This is a genomic window from Dermacoccus sp. BD5 (assembly GCF_044878485.1).
Classification (GTDB): domain Bacteria; phylum Actinomycetota; class Actinomycetes; order Actinomycetales; family Dermatophilaceae; genus Dermacoccus; species Dermacoccus nishinomiyaensis.
In genome coordinates this window covers 54896-77003 of record NZ_JANJER010000013.1, presented here as the reverse complement: position 1 = coordinate 77003, position 22108 = coordinate 54896, and the positions used below count along the sequence as shown (strand labels likewise).

The 22108-nt window shown below is 68.2% G+C and carries 19 protein-coding genes; 9 read left to right on the top strand and 10 right to left on the bottom strand.

What is annotated here, in order from left to right; genetic code table 11:
• The first annotated feature begins 89 nt into the window (after positions 1-89).
• The 3 genes from NQ706_RS10710 to NQ706_RS10700 all read left to right on the top strand — a co-directional run bounded on the left by NQ706_RS10710 (position 90) and on the right by NQ706_RS10700 (position 3260).
• Entirely contained in the window at positions 90-1076 is a 987-nt protein-coding gene (locus tag NQ706_RS10710) for a 3,4-dihydroxyphenylacetate 2,3-dioxygenase (RefSeq protein WP_038566493.1), read from the top strand.
• A 221-nt stretch (positions 1077-1297) separates the two neighbouring features.
• Positions 1298-2158 carry a fumarylacetoacetate hydrolase family protein gene (locus NQ706_RS10705; RefSeq protein ID WP_200874233.1) on the top strand — a complete coding sequence of 287 codons (861 nt, stop codon included), beginning with the start codon at positions 1298-1300 and terminating at the stop codon, positions 2156-2158.
• Between the two features lie 229 nt (positions 2159-2387).
• Positions 2388-3260 (top strand): gamma-glutamyl-gamma-aminobutyrate hydrolase family protein, encoded by an 873-nt coding sequence (locus NQ706_RS10700; RefSeq protein WP_038566495.1) that lies wholly within the window; start codon positions 2388-2390, stop codon positions 3258-3260.
• A gap of 297 nt (positions 3261-3557) precedes the next feature.
• Here the strand turns inward: NQ706_RS10700 and NQ706_RS10695 are convergent, their stop codons facing one another.
• The 7 genes from NQ706_RS10695 to NQ706_RS10665 all read right to left on the bottom strand — a co-directional run bounded on the left by NQ706_RS10695 (position 3558) and on the right by NQ706_RS10665 (position 10088).
• Entirely contained in the window at positions 3558-4223 is a 666-nt protein-coding gene (locus NQ706_RS10695; protein ID WP_081873537.1) for a GNAT family N-acetyltransferase, read from the bottom strand.
• A gap of 90 nt (positions 4224-4313) precedes the next feature.
• Positions 4314-4829, bottom strand: a complete 516-nt coding sequence (locus NQ706_RS10690; protein ID WP_038566497.1) for a MarR family winged helix-turn-helix transcriptional regulator — start codon at positions 4827-4829, stop codon at positions 4314-4316.
• A gap of 73 nt (positions 4830-4902) precedes the next feature.
• Entirely contained in the window at positions 4903-5292 is a 390-nt protein-coding gene (locus NQ706_RS10685; protein WP_006946990.1) for a DUF779 domain-containing protein, read from the bottom strand.
• Entirely contained in the window at positions 5292-6335 is a 1044-nt protein-coding gene (gene adhP, locus NQ706_RS10680) for an alcohol dehydrogenase AdhP (RefSeq protein ID WP_038566500.1), read from the bottom strand. The genes NQ706_RS10685 and adhP overlap by 1 nt, the downstream gene beginning before the upstream one ends.
• Positions 6336-6383: 48 nt before the next feature.
• Positions 6384-7907 carry an aldehyde dehydrogenase gene (gene adh, locus NQ706_RS10675; RefSeq protein WP_038566502.1) on the bottom strand — a complete coding sequence of 508 codons (1524 nt, stop codon included), beginning with the start codon at positions 7905-7907 and terminating at the stop codon, positions 6384-6386.
• 118 nt (positions 7908-8025) lie between these two features.
• Entirely contained in the window at positions 8026-9045 is a 1020-nt protein-coding gene (locus tag NQ706_RS10670; RefSeq protein WP_051805498.1) for a GAF domain-containing protein, read from the bottom strand.
• Positions 9046-9278: 233 nt separating this feature from the next.
• Complete coding sequence (locus tag NQ706_RS10665; protein ID WP_038566504.1) at positions 9279-10088, bottom strand: acetoacetate decarboxylase family protein; 810 nt, start codon at positions 10086-10088, stop codon at positions 9279-9281.
• A gap of 219 nt (positions 10089-10307) precedes the next feature.
• Here NQ706_RS10665 and NQ706_RS10660 point away from each other — a divergent pair, with 219 nt between their 5' ends.
• Together NQ706_RS10660 and NQ706_RS10655 are read left to right on the top strand one after the other, a co-directional pair.
• Positions 10308-11675, top strand: coding sequence for a glutamine synthetase family protein (locus NQ706_RS10660; protein WP_038566505.1), 1368 nt, complete (start codon positions 10308-10310; stop codon positions 11673-11675).
• 65 nt (positions 11676-11740) lie between these two features.
• Positions 11741-13042: a cytochrome P450 gene (locus NQ706_RS10655; RefSeq protein ID WP_038566507.1), complete on the top strand. Its 1302-nt coding sequence runs from the start codon at positions 11741-11743 to the stop codon at positions 13040-13042.
• Positions 13043-13184: 142 nt separating this feature from the next.
• Here NQ706_RS10655 and NQ706_RS10650 read toward each other — a convergent pair whose 3' ends face one another.
• A complete protein-coding gene (locus NQ706_RS10650) occupies positions 13185-13676 on the bottom strand; it encodes a hypothetical protein (RefSeq protein WP_131940319.1) in 492 nt (163 codons plus the stop codon).
• 230 nt (positions 13677-13906) lie between these two features.
• Here NQ706_RS10650 and NQ706_RS10645 point away from each other — a divergent pair, with 230 nt between their 5' ends.
• Entirely contained in the window at positions 13907-15346 is a 1440-nt protein-coding gene (locus NQ706_RS10645) for a hypothetical protein (RefSeq protein ID WP_051805500.1), read from the top strand.
• Between the two features lie 192 nt (positions 15347-15538).
• Here the strand turns inward: NQ706_RS10645 and NQ706_RS10640 are convergent, their stop codons facing one another.
• Positions 15539-17158, bottom strand: a complete 1620-nt coding sequence (locus NQ706_RS10640) for an aminotransferase class V-fold PLP-dependent enzyme (protein ID WP_038566509.1) — start codon at positions 17156-17158, stop codon at positions 15539-15541.
• A 160-nt stretch (positions 17159-17318) separates the two neighbouring features.
• Here NQ706_RS10640 and NQ706_RS10635 point away from each other — a divergent pair, with 160 nt between their 5' ends.
• Positions 17319-18236, top strand: coding sequence for a LysR family transcriptional regulator (locus tag NQ706_RS10635; RefSeq protein WP_006947095.1), 918 nt, complete (start codon positions 17319-17321; stop codon positions 18234-18236).
• A gap of 224 nt (positions 18237-18460) precedes the next feature.
• On the opposite strand, the gene NQ706_RS10630 is transcribed toward NQ706_RS10635, so the two are convergent.
• Positions 18461-19066: a type 1 glutamine amidotransferase gene (locus tag NQ706_RS10630; protein WP_051805501.1), complete on the bottom strand. Its 606-nt coding sequence runs from the start codon at positions 19064-19066 to the stop codon at positions 18461-18463.
• A 388-nt stretch (positions 19067-19454) separates the two neighbouring features.
• Between NQ706_RS10630 and NQ706_RS10625 the strand changes: the two genes are divergently transcribed.
• Together NQ706_RS10625 and NQ706_RS10620 are read left to right on the top strand one after the other, a co-directional pair.
• Positions 19455-20486 carry a PDR/VanB family oxidoreductase gene (locus NQ706_RS10625; protein ID WP_038566511.1) on the top strand — a complete coding sequence of 344 codons (1032 nt, stop codon included), beginning with the start codon at positions 19455-19457 and terminating at the stop codon, positions 20484-20486.
• A gap of 203 nt (positions 20487-20689) precedes the next feature.
• The gene (locus tag NQ706_RS10620; RefSeq protein WP_006947068.1) at positions 20690-22078 is read left to right on the top strand and encodes an NAD(P)/FAD-dependent oxidoreductase; all 1389 of its coding nucleotides are present in this window, start codon (positions 20690-20692) and stop codon (positions 22076-22078) included.
• The last annotated feature ends 30 nt before the right edge of the window (positions 22079-22108 follow it).

Sequence of the window (22108 nt, the reverse complement as noted above, 5' to 3'; positions counted from 1 at the left end):
CGGGGCACCTGGGTGCACGTGCACGCAGAGGATGGCGGGCCTTGGGGCAGGTCAGTGACGAGAAACGACGATGAACGAAGGAGACGGACATGGGTGAAGTGGTAGGCGCCGGTCTGCTGGCGCACGTGCCGACGATCATGCTGCCCGAGGACGTGCGGCGCAGCCTCAACAACGGCGAGGACACGACGCTCGTCGCCGGGCTCCAGCAGTTGCGGCGCGAGGTGTTCGACGTGCTCGACTACGACACCGTCGTCGTACTCGACAGCCACTGGGCGACGACCGTCGAGTTCGTCGTCACGGCGCAGGATCGCCGCTCGGGGCTGTTCACGTCGGAGGAGTTGCCGCGCGGCATGACGCGCCGTCACTACGACTTCCCCGGCGACCCGGAGCTCGCGCACCTCATCGCGAGCAAGGCCGACGAACACGGCACGTGGATCACCGCGATCGACGACCACTCGCTGCCGATCTTCTACGCGACGACGAACATGTGGGAGTACCTCGGCAAGGGCCTCGACGACAAGAAGTGGATCTCCATCGGCGTGTGCCAAACAGCCGACACGGAGGACAACCTGCGCCTCGGCCGCGCGCTCGGTGACGCCATCCGCGAGAGCGACCGCAAGGTGCTGCTCATCGCCTCCGGCGCGCTCAGCCACACGTTCTGGCCGCTGCGCAAGCTGCGCGACCACGAGGCCGCCGGCAGCGAGCACATCTTCTCGCAGGAGGCGTGCCAGGCCGACCTGCAGCGCATGGAATGGTTCGCGAACGGCGATCACGCGCGCGTCCTCGACACGATGGACGAGTTCTACCGGTACAAGCCCGAAGCACGATTCGGGCACTACCTCATGATGATCGGTGCCCTCGGCGAAGGCGACTGCACCGCCCCGTCGCGTCAGTACGGCGAGTACGAGAACTCCGTCGGTACTGGCCAGGTTCACCTGTGGTTCGACCAGCCCGACGGTGGCTTCCCCGCGCCGCACCGTACCGTCATCGACGACGACGTCTTGCGTCAGAAGGCTGCCTCGGCGGCTGCTGAGGCGGGCCCGCAACACATCCCCGACGTCCCGGCCGCCGGCTGAGGGCGTTGGCTGTCCGACGTCCGTCGCTCGCTTTTTTCCTGCGCCACCCTTCCTGCGACCTCTTTCGCCCGACGTCCTCCGCTCACCGTGAGTAGCCCCCGACACCTTCCCCTCTGCGTGCAGATGCACCGGGGTGCACGTGCACGCAGAGGGGAAGGGGGCGCCCGGGACGCCCCGCCGACCTTGACCTTGATCCTGATCCACCCTACGAGGAGAACCCGATGACCCTGCGCGAAACCCGCCGCATCCTGCTGGACGGCAACCCCGTCGACGTCGTCGTCGACGGTGACGACCTCGTCGCCGGCGACGGTCGTCGCGTCGCCATCGCCGACGCGACGCACCTGCCGCCCGTGACGCCGAGCAAGATCGTCTGCGTGCACCTCAACTACCGCAGCCGCGTCGAAGAGATGATGACGACGCTGCCGAAGGCGCCGACGTACTTCCACAAGCCCGTCTCCGCGCTCAACACGCACGAGGGTGCCGTCGTGCGCCCCGAGGGTTGCAAGTGGCTCAACTACGAGGGCGAGATCGCCATCGTCATCGGCAAGACGTGCCGCAACATCTCGCCCGACGAGGCCGGCGACTACATCCGCGGCTACACCGTCGCCAACGACTACGGCCTGCACGACTTCCGCGACACCGACTCCGGTTCGATGCTGCGCGTCAAGGGCGCCGACACGCTCTGCCCCGTCGGCCCCGGCGTCGTCGAGGGCTGGGACTTCCGGGGCAAGCGCATCCGCACCCTCGTCAACGGTGAGGTGAAGCAGGACGGCACGACCGACGAGATGGAGTGGAACATGCACTACCTCGTCGCCGACATCGCCCGCACCATCACGCTGCAGCCCGGCGACCTGCTGCTGTCCGGCACGCCCGCCATCTCGCGGACGGTGTACCCCGGCGACGTCGTCGAGGTCGAGGTCGAAGGCCTCGGCACGCTGCGCAACCACATCGTGACGGGCCCGACGCCCATCCGCACCGACGTCGGCGCGCAGGTGACCGAGTCGGAGGAAGTCCTCTCCACCGCCCAAGGTGGCGACTGGGAGTTCCGCGGTATCCGAAAGCCGATGCCTCCGCAGCCGTGATGCCCGCACCTTCTGGCGCGTCTTCCGGCGGTGTGGCTTCGCAGGCTCAGCCGCACCGCTCGGTGCGACACGACCGGCGGGGGCGGCGCGGAATGATGTCCCACTCGGTGTTGATACGCACGATGTGGGAGTTGTTCGTGGCGAAATCTCCCCACGTGGTGTCGAAACGCACCACGTGGGAGAACTGTGAGGTGATGACGATGACGACGAAGACAAGGAGGGTGACGGCGTGAGTCGACCCATCATCGCGATGCCGGCGCGGTTCTCCGCGTCCGCGTCAGCTCTGCGCTACGGCGCAGATGTCATGGCGCGCGCGCTCATGGACGCCGTCTGGGCGGCGGGGGGCGAGCCGGTCGTCATCCACCCCGTTGCCCCGATCGCCGAGCCGATGACCGCTGGGGGCGATGACGGCACCGAGCGCGGGGCTCCCGACGCACTCGTCGACCCAACGCGTGGATTCGCCGGTATTCCAGACGCGTTCGTCGACCAGGTCGCCGAACGCGTGGCCTTCGCCGATGGCATCCTCCTGCCCGGTGGTGGCGACATCTCGCCCGTCTGGACAGGCGAAGCGATGCACGACACCCACTACGACGTCGACGTCGAACAGGACGCGTTCGACTTCGCACTCGCCCGCGTCATCGTCGGACGGGCCGTGCCGGCGCTCGCGATCTGTCGTGGCATGCAGTTGCTCAACGTGGCCTTGGGGGGCACGTTGCACTTCGACATGGACGACGAGCTCGGCGTGTCGGCGCACCGTCATCGCGTCGAGGACGTCGAGCTCGACCCGTCGTCTCGCCTCGCGCAGGTGCTCGGCGGGCCGACCGTCAAGGCCAGCTGCTACCACCACCAGTGCCTACGGGACGTCGCGCCCGGCTGGCGGGTCGTCGCGCGTGCCGATGACGGGACGACGGAAGCCGTCGAACTCGACCCGACGACCGACGCTGTGGCGGCAGGCACCTCGGCGAGCGAGCGCGAGTCAGGCCTTGCGGGCGCGGGGGCCAGCATCGTCGCGGTGCAATGGCACCCGGAGGACACCTTCGACACCGACGGACAGCAGCTGCGATTGTTCAGCGATCTCGTCGAGCGCGCCCGTCACGCCTGAGCGCGACGCACCTTCGACGCCGACGTGCAACAACTGCGGCTGCTCAGCGATCTCGTCGAGCGCGCTCGTCACGCCTGAGCCCACGCACACTGACCCCGGTTCTTCACGCTGTGTTTCCGAGGACGTGAGCCAAGAGCCAGGCGCCGAAGGGGCCGTCGGCGTCTCGCGTTCACCTCGGCCCGGGGGGCAGTTCACCTAGGCACAAGTGCACCCGGGTGCATTTGCGCAGAGTCTGAGTGCGGAGCCACTCACTCGCCTCGGGCGTACTTCAGATGGGGCGTGCCGGCCGGGCCCTGCTCACGCGGGCCCGCCGGCGGAACGCCAGGCGCCGAGGGGCTGTGCGGGGTAGTCCATGAGTTCCGTCGTCTCGTCGATGACGACGAAGCCGCGTCGCTCGTAGTTTCGCAGCGCCGCCGGGCCGTCGAGGCTGCACGTGTGAACCCAGACGCGTTGCGTCGCCGGCGCCTCATGACGCTCGGCGAGCGTCCAGGCTGCGTCGATGCCATGGGCCAGCAGCGTGCGGCCGAGGCCCCGTCCGATGGCGGTCTCGACGAGTCCGAAGTAGCGAATCTCGACGCTCGCTCGACCACGCGCCTCCGCCGCGCCGACCGGTGTCGGCTGGATCTGCACGTAGCCCGCCGGTTCGCCGCCGACGTACGCGACGTAGGTCTCGGTGCCGGTGACGCCGAGGTCGGCGAGCCACTGCTCGCGCGTCCAGCCGAGGCGGTCGGTCCACGTCCACGGCCCGCCGACGACGGCGTAGAGGTAGCGGGCGAACTCGGGGCTCGGGTTCGGCACCAGGTCGATCCGAACGTCCTCAGGACGGCTCGCCATGTCGTCATGCGGGCTGGATGCGACGTCGGGGGCGTCGGCCGTCGGGGTGCTGACGCAGTGGCCACGCGGCGTGGTGTGCGGGCGCTCGGGCATCTCGAGCGTCCACGTGGTGACGGGGCGCAACGGCATGGTTCTCCTCGATCGGGCGGGTTGACTGGTAGGCGTCACATCATCGGCCACGCTGCGCCGGGCGCGCGCCGGGCGGGCCTCGGGTGGACGTCAGACGGACGTGTCGGCGCCGAGGCCTTCGGCCGTCGTCACGACCTTGCGGAGTGCCTTCGTCAGGACGGTGAGTTCGTCGGGCGTCAGGTCGGCGACGAGTTGCTGTTCGCCGGAGTTGAACTGGGGGAACAGCTCCTCCATGAGCGTCATCCCGGCGGGCGTCAGTGACAGGTGCGCGAACCGCTTGTCACTCGACGACTGGGTGCGCTTGAGCCATCCCCGGGCTGAGAGGGTCTTGACGACGCCCGACAGCGTCGCCTTGCTGATGCCGGCGCTCTCGGCGACCTCGCGCGTCTCGGGTTCGCCGTAGATCCACACGCTCCACAGCACGACGAAACCCGTCCACGACAGCTCGTGCGGACGCAGGACGGTGTTCGTCATGTGGTTGCGCGATGCGTTCGCCGCGCGGTGGATGCTGCTGACGGCGTGCATGGCGGCAACATCGATCTTCGCGTCGGCCAGCTTGCTGGAGGCCAGGGTCTCGGTCTCGAGCAGCGTGTGATGACTCGGCATCAGCCCACATTATCTTTCGGATCCGAACAGACGTGGATGACGTCCACCGTGCCCCCGGCCGCGCGAGGTTCTCTCACATCAGATCGGAGCGAATGAGGAAGCGTTTGCCCTCGGGCGCCTCGAGGGAGAAGCCTCCGCCGCGTCCGTCGATGGCGTCGACGGTGAGGTGAGTGTGCTTCCACGTCTCGAACTGTTCCCGGCTCATCCAGAACTCCAACTCGGCATCGTCGCCTGCCACGTCCGGGAGCGTGAACGTGCCGAGCAGGACGTCGGCCTGACCCGTGCGGAACTGTCCTGCCGGGTAACACATCGGGGTCGACCCGTCACAGCACCCGCCGGACTGGTGGAACATGAGACGACCGTGCTCGGCCACGAGCTGGTGCAGCAGAGCGACGGCGTCCGGCGTCAGGGCGACCCGGCTGACGGTCTCTCCGGCCACACCGGCTCGTGACTCGAGGTTCATCACTTGTCCTCGCGCTCCGTCGTGTAGTCGATGACGACGCGCCCGTCGATCTTGCCGTGGTGCATCTCGTCGAACACCGCGTTGATGTCGTCGAGGTTCCGCTTGCTGAACGTCGGGTGGATGAGGCCTCGGGCGTAGAAGTCGAGCGCCTCGACCATGTCCTGCCGGGTGCCGACGATCGATCCGCGGATCGTCAGGCCCTTGAGGACGACGTCGAAGATCGGCGCCGGGAAATCACCCGGAGGAAGACCGTTGAACACGATGGTTCCCCCGCGACGCGCCATGCCGATGGCCTGGCCGAACGCCTTGGGGTGCACCGCCGTGACGAGGACGCCGTGGGCGCCACCGCCTGTGGCGTCGAGGACGGCCTGCGTCGGGTCCTCGACCGCGGCGTTCACCGTGACCTCCGCGCCGTGCTTCTTCGCGAGCTCCAACTTGTCGTCGGCGACGTCCACGGCGACGATCCGCATGCCCATGGCCTTGGCGTACTGGACGGCGATGTGCCCCAGCCCGCCGATGCCGGAGATGACGACCCACTGCCCGGGGCGCACCTCCGTCACCTTCAGACCCTTGTACACGGTGACGCCGGCGCACAGCACGGGAGCGATCTCGTGGGGGTCCGCGCCCTCGGGGATGTGAGCGGCGAACGTGGCGTCGACGAGCATGTACTGCCCGAACGAGCCGTTGACGCTGTACCCGCCGTTGGTCTGCTCCTCGCACAGCGTCTCCCAGCCGTTGCGGCAGTGTTCACACGTGCCGCACGCGGAGGCGAGCCAGGCGTTGCCCACCATGTCGCCGACGGCGAGTTCGGTGACGCCCTCGCCGAGTTTCTCGACGACGCCGACTCCCTCGTGGCCGGGGATGAACGGCGGTTCGGGCTTGACCGGCCAGTCACCGTCCTTGGCGTGCAGGTCGGTGTGGCACACACCCGATGCGATCAGCTTGACGAGCGCTTGACCCGGCCCGGGTTCCGGCAGTTCCACATCCTTGACGTTCAGGTCTTCGCCGAAGACGTCCACGACTGCAGCTTGCATGGTGCTCATGACTCTTCCCTTCGTGTGGTTGCGATCTGATCCGTGATGCGGGTCGGCTCAGAAGAAGCCGAGCTTGTTCTCCGAGTAGGAGACGAGGAGGTTCTTCGTCTGCTGGTAGTGGTCGAGCATCATGAGGTGGTTCTCCCGCCCGATGCCGGAGCTCTTGTAGCCGCCGAACGCGGCGTGGGCCGGGTAGTTGTGGTAGTTGTTCACCCACACGCGGCCCGCCTGGATGTCGCGGCCCGCGCGGTAGGCGGTGTTGCCGTTGCGGGACCACACACCGGCGCCGAGGCCGTAGAGGGTGTCGTTCGCGATCTTCAGTGCCTCGTCGTACGTGCCGAACTTCGCCACGGACACGACCGGCCCGAAGATCTCCTCCTGGAAGATCCGCATGTTGTTCGTGCCCTCGAAGATGGTCGGCTCGACGTAGAAGCCGCCGCCCAGATCGCCGTCCAACTCGGCCTGCCGACCACCGGTGAGCACCTTCGCGCCTTCCTTCTGGCCGATGTCGAGGTAGGACAGGATCTTCTGCAACTGGTCGTTGGAGGCCTGCGCACCGATCATCGTCGAGTCGTCGAGCGGGTTACCGGCCTTGATCTTCTTCGTGCGCTCGACGACGTCGGCCATGAACTGCTCGTAGATCGACTCCTGGACAAGCGCGCGTGACGGGCAGGTGCACACCTCGCCCTGGTTGAGAGCGAAGAGGGTGAAGCCCTCCTGCGCCTTGTCGTAGAACGCGTCGTCGGCCTGCGCGATGTCCTCGAAGAAGATGTTGGGGCTCTTGCCGCCGAGCTCGAGCGTCACCGGGATGAGGTTCTCCGAGGCGTACTGCATGATGAGGCGGCCGGTCGTCGTCTCACCCGTGAACGCGATCTTGCGGATGCGCTTGTTCGACGCGAGCGGCGCGCCGGCCTCGACGCCGAACCCGTTGACGACGTTGACGACTCCTGCGGGGAGGAGGTCCTCGATCAGTTCGATGAGCACCATGATCGACGCGGGCGTCTGCTCGGCGGGCTTGAGGACGACGCAGTTGCCGGCCGCCAGCGCCGGCGCGAGCTTCCACACGGCCATGAGGATGGGGAAGTTCCACGGGATGATCTGCCCGACGACGCCGAGCGGCTCGTGGAAGTGGTAAGCGACGGTGTCCTCGTCGATCTGCGAGAGGCTGCCTTCCTGCGCGCGGATGGCACCGGCGAAGTAGCGGAAGTGGTCGATCGCGAGGGGGATGTCGGCGTTGAGCGTCTCGCGCACCGGCTTGCCGTTGTCCCACGTCTCCGCGACGGCGATCTTCTCGAGGTTCTCCTCCATCCGGTCGGCGATCCGGTTGAGGATGAGTGCCCGCTCCGCGGGCGAGGTCTTGTTCCACGTCGGTGCCGCCGCCCATGCCGCGTCGAGGGCGGCCTCGATGTCCTCGGCGGTGCCGCGGCCCACCTCGCAGAACGTCTTGCCGGTGACCGGGGTGGGGTTCTCGAAGTACTGCCCCTTCTTCGGCGCGACCCATTCGCCGCCGATGAAGTGCTCGTAGCGCTTCTTGAATTCGACCTTGGAGCCCTCGGTTCCCGGGTTGGCGTAGACCGTCATCGCAGCTTCCTTTCCCTGAGCCCGCGGGATGTGACGCGGGGTTGCATGATGTGCGTCACGTTACGAAGGGCTGCGTTGCATCAACGTTGCACTGCCCGTGCAACGCGCTGTGCGGGCGTCAGTTCGCCTGGCGCAGACGAGTGTCGAGCTGTTCGAGATGCGTGAGAACGATGGCCCGCTGTGGCGCGCGCGGTGGCAGGACGGTGAGTGCCATGTGCCAAGACTCGACGTCATCGGCGGCCTCGGGCAGGTCGAGGTAGCGCAGAAGGGTCTCGGGAGTGGCGTCACTGAGCATCACTTCGCGCAGCGACCCGGACGTCGAAAGCAGCAGGTCGACGACGGGCTCCGCCTCGCTGTGCGTCAGCGAGGCTCCGCGATACAGCTCGAGGGCTTCGTCGTGCTCGCCGCGACGCAGATGCTCCGTGACCTGGACGGCGTCGATGAGCAGTGGCCCCGTGAGGCGGTAGGGGCGGCTTTCGAGGTTCGGCGCGCCGGGAATCGTGTCGAGCCGTCGACGAAGCCGCAGCAACTCGCCGCGGATGGTGGCGGGCGGCGTGCCGTCCGGGTAGACGAGGGCCCCGATCTCGTCGGCGCTGAGGCCTTGGGGTTCGAGCGCGAGTGTCGCGAGGAGTTCGGCGTGGCGGTCGGTGAGTGCGTGGGTGGCCGTACCCGTTTCGATGCAGGGGCGGCCGTGGTGGACGAGACGCAGCCGCGCGCTCGTGTGCGGTGGAGGGGCGACCGGCACCCCGGCGAGGCGAAGTTCACGAGCGGCCGCGGCCGCGGTGGCCTGCACGAGTGCGAGGGTGCGCCGGTCTGCCGCAGCGTCACCTCCCGTCACGTCGAGAGCGCCGAGCACCTCGCCGGTGACGGGGTCGACGAGCGGCGCCGCGGAGCAGCTGAACGGGTGGACGTCCGGGCGCGTGTGCTCCTCGCGATGGATCGAGACCGCCTCGCCGCGGGCCACAGCTCGGCCCGGCGCGTTCGTGCCGACCTGCGCCTCCGACCAGTTCGCCCCCGCGGTGAAGCCGATGCTCTCGGCGCGGCTGCGGGCGCGGGAGTCTCCGTCGACGTAGTGCAGGCGTGCCTCGCGGTCCGCGATGGCGATGACGAGACCCTCGTCGCGTGCCGTCGCGCTCAACAGCGAACTGACGAGGGGGATCGCGTCGGCGAGCCGAGCGTGGACGCAGCCGGGGCCGCACCCGCAGGCGCAACCCCGTGGACGGGATTTGTGCCGCATCCCTCCCCCTCTCGTCGTGACCCACATCACACTACACCCGTCCGGGGTGGGGTGGGTCGGCGGCGTGACGCTGCGTGCCGTGTGTCCACGAACTCATCTGCGACGCAGGCTGCCGCCCTTCGCGTCCGCCTGGCTCACACGAGACGTTCGAGCGTCTCGCCGCCGTTCCAGACGACGCCGATCTGCCGGTAGTAGCCGCCGATGATCTCGTCGACCTCCAGGGCGGCGAGTTCCTCCGTGGGCGATTCGAACAGGCGCAGATCGACGTCACCACGCCACGCCTGCCCGCCCTCGAACTCGGCCGCGCCGGATGAGATGAGCTCGCTGTAGGCGTCACCCGTGGAGCCGCGGGCGATGTCGGGGTAGATGCGGTGGTGGGCCATCGGGTGGCCGTTGACGAAGCCGTTCGTCTCGGACGGTTCGCGCAGCGTCAGCACCGCCTCGGCGAGGCGACGGTCGCCCGCCGCGAGCGTCGCGCCGAACATTCCGCCCTCCGCGATCTGCGGCGCGCCCTGGCTGAAGGGGTGCGGGCGCGTCTGCCACATCGAGCCGAGCTTCTTCGGGTAGCCCTGGTGCAGACCGCGGCCGATGGCGAAGTCCTTGTCGACCCAGATGTAGACGCAGCGACTGAACGTGCGGCCCTCGTAGGAGCAGCGCACGACGACGAACGCCTCCTTGTACTGCGCGCGCACCGGGTCGAGCAGCTCCTCGCGCGACGAGCTGCACGACTGCCAGTCGGCCCAGATGAGCGCGACGGCGCCCGGGTCCTCGTCGGCGAGCTCCAGCGGTTCGGGCAGCAGTTCGCGCACGCGCTCGGGGTTCGTGCGGTACTCGACGGTGAGCAGGTCGCCCGAGTAGTACCACGGCGGTGACGGGATGATGCCCGACGTGCCGCCGACGGTGCGCGGGTAGAAGAAACCCTTGAGTTCGGGGGATTCGCTCATGGCAGAGCCCTTTCGGTGTCGGCGCGTGTGCGCGCGGCGAGGGCGTCGAAGTTCCTTCGCCGTAAATCGTTCGTATCCGTACGACACGCGTTAGGCTACCCGATCATGAGGGTTTGTGTGGCGTGAGTCACACGGTATGTTCGGACCCGAACGAAACGTGCGCACCCCGACCCGGCAACCGTCGAGGTTCGCTCACAACGGCGTGAGAGGCGACGAGGCATGACGAACTCAGGGAGCAAGTCGAGCGAGCCGGGGGCCGTGGCCGAGGCCATGGCGAAGTGCCGGTCGGAGGGCATCGACGTCATCCGCCTCGGCTACTCCGACATCATCGGCACCGACCGCAGCAAGGACCTGCTCGTGAACCGCTTCGAGCGGACGACGGGTCACGGGGTCGCGTTCTGCCGCAGCGTCTACGGCACGACGCCGATGGGCGACGTCGTCGACATCGAGGGTGGGCTCGCCGCCGGCCTGCCGGACATCGTCGCGCGCCCCGACATCGAGACGCTGACGCGCGTGCCGTGGGAGCCGGGCGTCGCACACGTCATCGCCGACGTCTTCAACCCCGACGGCTCGCCGTCAGCCGAGAGCCCGCGCTACGTGCTGAAGAACGTCATCGAGAAGTTCTCCTCGATCGCCGGCACGCCGATCTGCGGGCCCGAGCTCGAGTTCTACGTGCTGCAGGAGGACGAGAACTCCGATTCCGGCTGGTCGCGCTACGGCGAGATGAGCGGCAACGTCTACGTCAGCGGCCTGCGTGGTGACCCGGAGAACGTGCTGCTGCAGACGCTGCGTCAACTCGGCGAGTACGACATCGAGGTCGTCGCCGCGAACCACGAGTTCTCGAGCGGCCAGTTCGAGATCAACCTGTGGCACTCCGACGCGATGGACGCCTCCGACCGCGCGTTCCGCTTCAAGGCCGCCGTCAAGGAGATGGCGCGGGCGCGCGGCAAGCTCGCGACGTTCATGGCGAAGCCGTTCAACGACGAGGGTGGTTCCGGTTTCCACCTGCACTTCTCGACGCAGGACGCCGACGGCAACCACCTGTTCGACGACCCGAACGGCGAGCACGGCCTGTCGAAGGTCGCGCACCACGCGATCGGCGGCATCCTCAAGCATGCGCCGGCGCTGACGGCGCTCGCGAACCCGACGATCAACTCGTACAAGCGGTTCGGGCCCGACACGCTCGCGCCGTGGCTCATCGACTGGGGTCTCGACAACCGCAGCGCGATGGTGCGCATCCCGCCGGAGCGCGGCTCCGCATCGCGTCTCGAACTGCGCCTCGGCGACGCGTCGGCCAACCCGTACCTGCTGACGGCGGCGACGCTGGCCGCTGCCTACCTCGGCATCCGTGACGAGATCGACTCCGGCGAGCCGCTCGTCGGCTACGGCTACGACCCGGAACGTTCGCCGATGCTGCCGTCGTCGCTGTGCGCCGCACTCGACGCGCTCGAGGCAGACACCGAGATGCGTGAGGTGCTCGGCGAGCAGTTCGTCGCGACGTTCCTCGCCTACAAGCGCAACGAGATCGAGCGCTTCAACAGCTTCATCACCGACTGGGAGTTCCGCGAGTACACCTACCACCTGTGATCGCGCCCGCGACCAGGCGCTTCGCGCACCCTTCCCGATTTTCCTGCTGAACGAGGAGAGACGACATGACCATCATCGACCAGGGCGCAGCTCCCGAGGCCGACGCCGCGTTCGACGTCGCCGACGTCGACTTGTCCAACATCGACCGCTTCCGCGACAACGAGGGATGGGCGCAGTTCGACGCGCTGCGTCACGCCGACCCGGTGCACTGGACCCAGGAGAGCGACGGCAAGGGCTTCTGGGCCGTCACGAAGTACGACGACATCTGGGTCGTCGACAAGGATTCCGAGACGTTCACGTCGGAGCAGTTCGTCAACCTCGAGGACGTCGACGACGACCTCATGGATTTCCGCCGCTCCATCCTCGAGACGGACGGCGCCCGTCACGCCGCGCTGCGCAAGCTCATCCAGCGCGAGTTCTCGCCGCGCAACCTGCTGAAGAACTACGAGGCGTTCCTGCGCGAGCTGACGAAGAACACCGTCGACGAGGCGAAGAAGGCGTCGCCGAACGGCGAGTTCGACTTCGTCGAGAAGATCTCCGCGGACTTCCCGATCCAGGTGCTCGCGCGTCTGCTCGACGTGCCGCGTGAGCACACGGGCCAGCTCATCCAGTGGGGCAACGAGATGGTCGCGAACACCGACCCCGATTACACCGAGCACCTGCTCGACTCGCCTGAGTCGGAGAAGTACCGTCACTTGCCGTTCCGTTCGCCGACGGTTCAGGACGTGTGGAACTACGGCCGCGACCTGCGCGACAAGCGCGTCGGTGGCGACGGCAAGGACCTCGTCTCGATCCTCGCGAACAAGATGCCCGAGGACGGGGTTCCGCTCACCGACCAGGACTTCAACAACTACTTCTCGCTGCTCGTCATCGCCGGCAACGAGACGACGCGTCACGCGATCAGCCAGATCATGCTCGGCCTCATCGCGCAGCCCGATCAGTTCAAGGCGATGAAGGACGACCCGTCGCTCATCGAGTCGGGCCTCGAGGAGCTGCTGCGCTGGGCGTCGCCCGTCTACCACTTCCGTCGGACGGCGACGAAGGACGTCGAGCTCGGCGGCAAGCAGATCAAGGCCGGCGACAAGGTCGTCATGTGGTTCGCTTCCGGCAACCGTGACGAGGACGTCTTCCCCGAGCCGTACAAGATCGACGTGACGCGCAAGAACGTCGATCACATGACGTTCGGCAAGGGCTCACCGCACCTGTGCCTCGGCAACAACCTCGCGCGCCTCGAGGTTCGTCTGCTGCTCGAAGAACTGCTGCCGCGCATCGACTCGATCGAGCTTGCCGGCGACGTCAAGCGCGTGCGCTCGAACTTCGTCAACGGGGTGAAGAAGCTCCCGGTTCGTGTCCAGTGGGCCAACTGACGCGGCGAATGACGCACGGTGGCGGGTAACTCACGGGTTGGCGCGGAACTTCGCGCCTACCCGTGAGTTACCCGCCTCGCTGCGTGGGCACCGGCAACGCGATGTCGACGTGGTCGGTCGGTTCGCGCGGCCACCCGAAGCATCAGTCCTCGACGATGACGAGCAGGCCCTTGTCGGCGATGACGGCGTCGAGGCTGACGCCTGTGAGGTCGCCGACCGCCTTCTTGAGCGTCTTCTCGGGGTCACCGTCAATGACGGACGTCGGCTCTCCCTCGACGGGCTCGCCGTCCTCGGCGGTGATCTGCGCGTCGTCGAGCGACAGCATGCGGCTCGACTCGCCGGCGTCGATGATGAGCAGCCACGTCTTCGAGCCGCCCGCGAAGACGGCGGTGACGGCTTCGTCGGCGATGTCCGGGATGAGGTCGGGCTGCAGCATCAGCTCGTAGCCGACGAGGACGACGGCGTCGCGCTCGTCGTTCGTGCGCGCTGTGAAGGCGCCGACGTAACCGGCCGGCAGGGCGTTCGAGATGGCTTCCTCACCCGTGACGTAGTCGGTCGTCGCGTCGAGGATGCCGCTGGGAAGCTCGTCGATCGTCATGCCGGGAAGGACGGCGAACGCCGTGTTCATAGCCATGCCCCCAGCCTACGGGGCGTGCGATAGAACGACATGACCCGGCGCGGGGTGATTCACCCTCCGCCCGAATCTTCGACTCGCTCGCATACGGCGTCTTGCCGTGGTGCCGGCACGCAGCGCGGGTGGCCCGCGCCGGGATGCCATCGCGGGGTGCGCTGCGCGGCCTCAGGCCATGGCGCCGCGTGAGGAAATCGGTCGAACAGTGGCCACGAACCGCCCTACGATCGGGTATGGACACCAGCCCGGACCCTCTGCAGCGCCTGAGCAAGCACCTCGCGGCGCGCCGGCGTGACGACATCGAGGGGCGCCCGGTCGTCATCCTCGCACCCGTCCTGGCAAGCGCGACCCGTCACGTCGTGCAGGCCCGCGAGAACGGTGCCGCGCGCATCCTCGTGATCACGTGGGGCGACGGCACCGGCCCGCTGCCCGAGCCAGATCGGATCACGGTTCACCGCTTGGCGATGAGCCCGGTGCATGACGTGGTCGATGAGGTACGCGCCTGGCAGCACCTTCTGCGGGAGTCAGACGACGGGGTGGGCGCGGTGCTCGACGCGTTCGACCCCGAGGCGAGGGCTGTCGTCATCGTCGCGCTCGCTCTCGGCGCTGATTCGTTCTACGGGCGAGGCACCTACGGCGCGCGCAGCGAGACGCAGGAGCGGTTGGAAGACAAGACGCTCAGTCGCGAGCTGTGGGAGGCGGCAGGCGTCCCGCATGCGCCCGAAGAGGTCGTCCCAGCACGCCTCGACGAGGTGCGAGGGGCCGCCGCGCGTCTCGATCGCGGTGTCGGAACGGTCTGGTCGGCTGACGCAAGCGAGGGTCTCAACGGTGGCGCGGTGCTGGTGCGGCACGTCACGGACGACGGCGCGGCCGCATACGAAGCGCTCGCGCCCCATGCCGAGCGGCTGCGTCTCATGCCCTACCTCGAAGGTGTGCCCTGCTCCATCCACGGCCAGGTCGCTGACGACGGCGTCGCCGTCCTCCGGCCGGTGGAACTCGTGATGCTGCAGCCCCACGGCAGCGATCGCTTTCGTCAGGCGGGCATCTCTTCGTGGTGGGATCCGGCGCCGGCTGATCGCGATCAGATGCGCGCCACCGCCCGCGCCGTCGGCGAAGTGCTCGCGCGGCGCCATCACTACCGCGGCTCCTTCGGCATCGACGGCATCCTCACCGCTGAGGGTTTCATCCCCCATGAGCTCAATCCGCGTCACAGCGGCGGCATCTCAACGCTCGGCAAGGGCCTCGAGCGGTTCTCGTTGCTCGACACGCACCAGCACTTGCTCATCCACGGCACGCTGCCTCTGGCGATGACGCAGTTCGAAGACCTCGCTGTCGAGGCGTGCGACGCGTCGCGAATCGGCGCTGCCTACCTGGCGACGGAGGCCGTGCAGGCCGCGAAGACGACCACCGTCCATGTCTGCGGTCACCCGGGGCCCGACGCGCTCGTCACCGATGACGTGAGTGGCGCGCTCCAGGTCGTCGACGACGAGGCCGGGGCGACGGGGCAGCTCGAGATCGGGCCGGCGTCGATGGGTGCGCTCGTGCGTTTCACTCCCCTCGCCATCGAGCCGGGTGAACGACTGGCCCCCTGGGCGCTCGCGGCCTATGAACTGGCTGACCGCCTTTGGGGCACCGGATATGGCGACCTCGTCGCTCAACCGCAGGTGCGCTGACAGAAAGGCACTGTTCGTCCCGGCGGCGCGTACCTCGGAGCGCACGGTCTCGAGGCGTCGGCCCGGGTGTTCGCGGCGGCTATCCAGGACGCAGGTGAGTCACGAAGTGCAGGGTGAGTCGCTTCCACATGACTCACCCGGCACTTCGTGACTCACCTGGCCGTACGCGCGTGTGACGGGCCCGGCGATGCGTCAGATGCCCGGCTCGGCGACCTCTTCGTCGGGCAGGGGAGCGTCGCGTTCGGCCGTGGCGGCCTGTCGGGCGAGGGCCTCGGCAGCGGCGTGGATCTGGTCGATGACGGGTTCGGTCTCGGGCTTCATCGTCACGCTGCGCAGAATGCGCGCGCCGACGAGGGGTTCGCCCTCCTGCGCCGACCCGGCGCTTCGCTCATCGATGACGTGCCCGCGCGCGGCCATGTCGTCGGCGTCCACCTGATACGTCGCGACGAACAGCGACTCGTCGCGCGGGGCATTCATGCCGGCGGTGAGGATCGCGCCGGAGCGACGGTCGATGTCGGTGAGCGAGTCGCCGATCGGGAAGTAGCTGACGATGTCGAGGTCCGGCTCCTGGTACAGCTCGAACACGTCGGACGCGCGCAACTTCTCGGCCCACGCAAGCGCAGCGCGACGCCCCGGCGCGACGACCTCACCCATGCCCTCACGCGTCAACGGCAGCAGCTGCAGCGTCATCCACAACGCGGCCGCCGACGCACCGGAGCGCGAGCACTCGAGCGAGATCTCGCCCATGTGGATGTCGTCGCCCGTCGTGAAGTACGTGTACGGCGAGGTGTGGTCGTAGAAGTTCGCGACGTTCGGATCCCTGAAGATCACCGCGCCGCAGCCGTACGGCTGAAGGCCGTGCTTGTGCGGGTCGATGACTACGGAGTCGGCCTCGTCGATCGCGCGGAACGCCGCCGCCACCTCGGGCGCGAGCAGCGAGTCGTCGTCGGCGAGGAGGCGGAAGAACCCGCCGTACGCGGCGTCGACGTGGACGCGGACGCCATACTTGCGGCACAGCGGAATCGCCTTGTCGATCGGATCGACGGCCCCCAAGCCCGTCGTCCCGGCCGTCATGACGACGGTGCCGATGCCGCCGCCCTTGAGGAACCACTCGAGCGCGTCAAGATCCATGCGTCCGCGGCTGTCGGTCGGGATCGACACCGACGGCACGTTGAGCAGGTGGCTCATGCGCCCATGCGTGTAGTGCGCGTCAGCGCTGTGCGCGATCGCCTTGCGCGGATGCGTCTCCCGCGCCACGAACAGCGCCTCCAGGTTCGCGACGGTGCCCGAGGTCGTCAGGTGGCCGAGGTGGCAGAGTCGGTTCCCGTCACCACATTCCTCTGGCTCGTCTCGGCTGCTCGCTCCGGGCCTCGCGTCGCTCGTGTCCTCACTCGCAGTTCGACGAGCGGTGCACCCGAACATGCGCGCAATCTCATCGACCGCCTCGACCTCCATGCGCGTCGTCGCGGCGCCGGCGTCGAGGTCGTGGTTGTTGGGGTTGATGAGCATCGTCGTGAGATACCCGACGACGGCCGCCGGGTGCGGCGGCTTCAACATCTGGCCGACGTAGCGAGGGTGGAAGAACGGGTAGTTGACGCTCAGACGCGACGTCAGTTCGTCGAATGCCGCCTTGAACTGCGCGTGCTCGACGCTCTGCGCCGGATGCGGGGTGGAAGGGCCGTACTCGTTCATCCAGTCGGTGATGAACCGCGTTGCCTCGCCGAGGTACTCGGTGAGCTGTGGCATCGCGTCGGCCGACAGCCCGGGCACGCCAGCAGCAGCTGTGGCGCCGTCAGGCGGGGTGATCGTCATGGTCGTCTCCGATGCTCGCGCGTGATGTCAGGCAGTGGTGCCCTGCACATTCTGTGACGTGGGCCACGTGAAATAGACGAGATGGGGCTAGGCTCCTCGATACCTGTTCTCACTCTCTGCCATGCCTTCTGGGCATGGCCTCATCGGAAGGTCGCCCGTCGTGGAGCTGCGAGTCCTGCGCTACTTCGTCGCGGTCGCCGACGCCGGATCGGTGACGGCGGGGTCGGCGGCGTCGCACGTCAGCCAGCCTGCGGTTTCGCGGCAGTTGCGGGCGCTCGAGCGCGAGCTGGGGGTCGAGTTGCTCGTCCGTTCCGAGGGTGGGGTGCGGCTGACAGCGGCCGGGGCCGAACTGCTCGTGCTGGCCCGCGGCCTGCTCGAACGGGAGGCGACGCTCAAGCGCACCGCGGCGTTTCTCGCGTCCGGGAGGCTCACGTCGTTGACGATCGCCGCGCCGAGCACGACGCTCAGCGACGTCATCGCACCGTTCCTCGCGGCGGGCCCGGCGCGGGGTGCGTTGGCGCCGGAGGTCAACGTCGTCAGCCGTTCGACGAGTGAGGTCTTCGCGGCGCTCGGGGAGGGCGCGGACATCGTCGTCGCACCAGCCGTTCCGCCGCCGGAGGTGGCGTCGATGCTGATCGCCGAGTTGCCGGTGCGCGCGTACGTCGGCGCCCGGGGCGTGCTCGATGGTGAGGGCGCCGAGCGTGACCGCTCGGTGAATCTCGAGGCGCTCGCACGCGTCGACCCGCTCGTCATGCTGCCGGGCCGACACCCCGTCAGCCAGGTGTTGACGCGCGCGTTCGCCGAGGCGGGCCTCGCGCCACAGCACGTGCAGGAGGTCGACTCGCCGGAAGCCGCCCAGGCGCTCGCGGCCTCGGGGCGGGGCGTCGCAGTGCTGACGAACGACACCCGGTTCGGGCTCATCCCGCGCCGCGTGCGTGACGCCGACGGCTCGGTGCTGACGATGCCGCTGCATGCCGCGTGGACGCCGACGCATCACGCCGTCGACGAGATCGCCGCCCTCGCCGCCGAGCTGCGCGACTTCTGTGCGCGGCTCTACCGCGACGACCTCACGTCCTGAAAGGCGCGCCCGCCTGATCGGGCGTGAACATCGCCCGAGAACGCGTCGACCGTGATGCGGATCCGGGCAACGTTGACGCCCGCGTCAGTCGAGGCTGTCGAAATGCTCCGCGCTCCAGCCGACAAGGGGGTCGAGGTCGTCTCTTACGTCGGTCTCTTCGAGAACTCGGGCGTCAGCCGGCGCCATGTGGCGCCGAACCTCGCGTTCGAATAGGTCAACGCTCATCAACTCGCGGCGACCTGCTCCAGGAACCCGTCGACGAGGACGCCGGCGCGGCGGCGGCCTTCGTCATCCCATTCCTTCGCGGCAGCGATCTCGGCGTCGGCGTCGCGCCCGAGGGAGGCGAGCATCTCGCGTCCGCCGTCGTCGCACCAGCCCGTCAGCATCTCGCTGGAGAGTTCGGGATGGAACTGCACGGCGAGGTTCTTGCGCAGCACGAAACCCTGCGACGCCATGTCGTTGCGCGCGAATTCGACGGCGTCCGGCGGCACCTGCCAGCGGTCGTAGTGCCAGGCGAACCACTTGCCACCGGGCACCATGTCCTCGCGTTCGCTGCTCACCTTGACGAACCCGATCTCCGGTTCGGGCGCGCGCCCGACCGAGCCGCCGTGCGTGCGCGCCAGAAGCTGCCCGCCGAAGCAGATGCCGAGGACGGGGACGCCCGCGGTGTCCGCGTCGCGCAGCAGCTGCATCTCGGGCGCCAGCCATGAGCCGATCATCTCGTCGTCCCACGCCGACCAGTACGAGCCCATGACGACGAGCGCGTCGAACTCGCGCACGTCGGGAAACTCGACGTCGACGCCCGGGTTCTCGAAATCCTTCTCCGGCACGACCTGGAAGAGTGTCTCCTCGTAACCGCGCTCGCGAAAGCGATCCGCGACGGCGCCGGGGGGGCGAACAGTGGTCGTGCTGGACGATGAGGACGCGCTTGGTCATGATGAACTCCTGGCGACGGCCCGCACGACGATCGAGGCGTCAGGCGGGGGCGATTGGGCGGCGTGCTCCCACGCTAGGCCAGATCGTTCGCCCCCGAAAGACTTTGCGGCGATGGAATGTTGCCTGGGTCACACACCCGTCATGAACATGCGTAGACTGACAACTCGTTCGCACCCGAACAACATCGCGTCGTGCGTCGCCTCCCTGCGTGCAGATGCACCCGGGTGCATCTGTACGCAAGGGGGGCGAGACGGCGCGCTGTGCCCAGTGAAGGAGACAGGCATGGTTTCGGAATCGACTCAGCCCGAGGCGAAGACGCTTCTCGTCGTCGACGGGATCGACGACGCCGCCGACGGCGTCCGCCTCCTGACGCTGCGCGCCGCCGACGGCGCAGACCTGCCCGAGTGGGCCCCCGGAGCGCACCTCGACCTCGTCCTCGGCGGCGTGAGCGACGCCGAGTTGAAGGACGCCGAGCAGGGTGACCTGCCCGAGCACGACCCGTTCGACGAACTCATCCGTCAGTACTCGCTGTGCGGCGACCCTGCCGACCGCAGCCGCTTCCAGGTCGCCGTCCTGCGCGAGAGCGAATCGCGAGGCGGTTCCTCCTACATCCACGAAACGCTGAAGGTCGGCGACGAACTCGTCAGCTACGGCCCACGCAACCACTTCGAACTGCGCAAGGCGCCGACGTACGTCTTCGTCGCGGGCGGCATCGGCATCACCCCGATCCTGACGATGGTGCGCGCCGCGCAGGCGCAGGGCAAGAACTGGCACCTGTACTACCTCGGGCGCAGCGGGGCGACGATGGCCTTCCGCGACGAACTCGCCTCCTTCGGCGACAGGGTGACGTTTTGGCCCAAGGCCGACAAGGGTGCCTTCGACCTCGCCGCCACCCTCGACGACGCCGACGCCGCGGGCCCCGCGCTCGTCTACTCGTGCGGGCCGGAGCGTCTGCTCGCGGCGATCGAGGACGGGTGCAAGAGCCGCGCCAACCTCGTCGCGCACGTCGAACGCTTCAGCCCCAAGGAGATCGACGACTCGGGCAACACCGAGTTCGACGTCATCCTCGAAGAATCCGACATGCGCCTCACCGTGCCCGCCGACAGGTCGATCTTCGAGGTCGTGCGCGAGGCCGGTGTCAGCGTCCTCGGCTCCTGCCTCGAAGGCATCTGCGGCACCTGCGAGACGGGCGTCATCGCCGGCGAGATCGACCACCGCGACTCGGTGCTCGAGGACGACGAGCGTGAGGAGGGCGACATCATGATGATCTGCGTGAGCCGCTGCAAGGGCAAGGAACTGACGCTCGAGCTCTGACGCTCGATTGTCGATGCTCAGGACCTGACGCGCGGGCCCCTCCTTCTGCGTGCAAGTGCACCTGGGTGCACTTGCACGCAGAAAGAGGAGGGGCGCTGGAAAGTCGCGCGGCTCACAGACCCCCGCTGCGCCTTACTGTCCGGTAACATCAGTCGTTTGGTCAGCGTTTCGCCGAACGTACTCGGCGGTTCTAGAGTTGTTGCATGGCTTTCACGCAGAACACCAACGTGCGTCCGCGCATCCTCGTCGTCGGCGGCGGGTACCTGGGTTTCATCACCACCAAGAAGCTGCTCGCCTCCCTCAAGGACGGCGAAGGTTCGGTGACGGTCGTCGACCCGAACCCCTACATGACGTACCAGCCCTTCCTGCCGGAGGTCGCCGCCGGTTCGATCGAGGCGCGTCACGCGCTCGTGCCGCTGCGCCGTCACCTCAAGGGTGCGGAGATCATCACCGGCAAGGTGACGTCGATCGACCACGCGAACCGCACGGTCAACGTCGACCCCGAGCTCGGTGACGACTTCACGCTCGAGTACGACCACATCGTCATGGCCGCCGGCTCCGTGCCGCGCGCGCTGCCGATCCCCGGCCTCGCCGAGGAGGGCATCGGTTTCAAGACGATCGAGGAAGCCGTCACGCTGCGTGACCACGTCCTCGCGCGCCTCGACGAGGCCGCCGTCCTCACCGATCCCGAGGAGCGCAAGCGTGCGCTGACGTTCGTCTTCGTCGGCGGCGGGTTCGCCGGCATCGAGGCGATCGCCGAGATCCAGGACATGGTGAAGGACGCCATCAAGTACTACACGCGTCTGTCGCCCGAAGACCCGCGCTTCGTGCTCGTCGAGGCCATGAGCCGCGTCATGCCGGAGGTCAGCGAGGAGCAGGCGAAGTGGGTCGTCGCCTCCCTGCGCGAGCGCGGCGTCGACGTCTACCTCGACACGCAGCTCAAGAGCTGCGAGAACAAGCACATCGTCTTGTCGACTGGCGAGGAGTTCGACGCCGACACGATCGTGTGGAACGCGGGCGTCAAGGCCAATCCCGTCCTCGTCGACTCCGACCTGCCGATCGACGACCGCGGCCGTCTCATGGTCGGCACCGACCTGCGTGTGCGTGACGACGAGGGCAACGTCGTCGAGGGCGCCTGGGGTGCCGGCGACAACGCCGCCGTCCCCGATGTCACGGGCATGGGCCCCGGCGGGTTCTGCGTGCCGAACGCCCAGCACGCGCTGCGTCACGCGCCCGTCCTCGCCGCGAACATCCTGACGACGATTCGCGGCGGCGGCGAGATGAAGCAGTACAAGCACAAGACGATCGGCTCCGTCGCCGGGCTCGGCGTCGGCAAGGGCGTCGCCCAGGTCGGCAAGTACGGCCTGCGCGGCCTGCCGGCGTGGATGATGCACCGCGGCTACCACGCGTACGCGATGCCGACACTCGAGCGCAAGGCACGCATCCTCGGCAACTGGGCCGTCGGCATGATGTTCGGCCGCGACGCCACCGCCCTCATGGACCTCGAGACGCCGCGCCACGCGTTCGTCGACGCCGCCAACTCGAAGCCGGCGCCGAAGAAGGAGCCGAAGCACGTCGAGGCCGCCAAGTGAGCTGACGCCCGACGTCGCCATCAGCGCGCG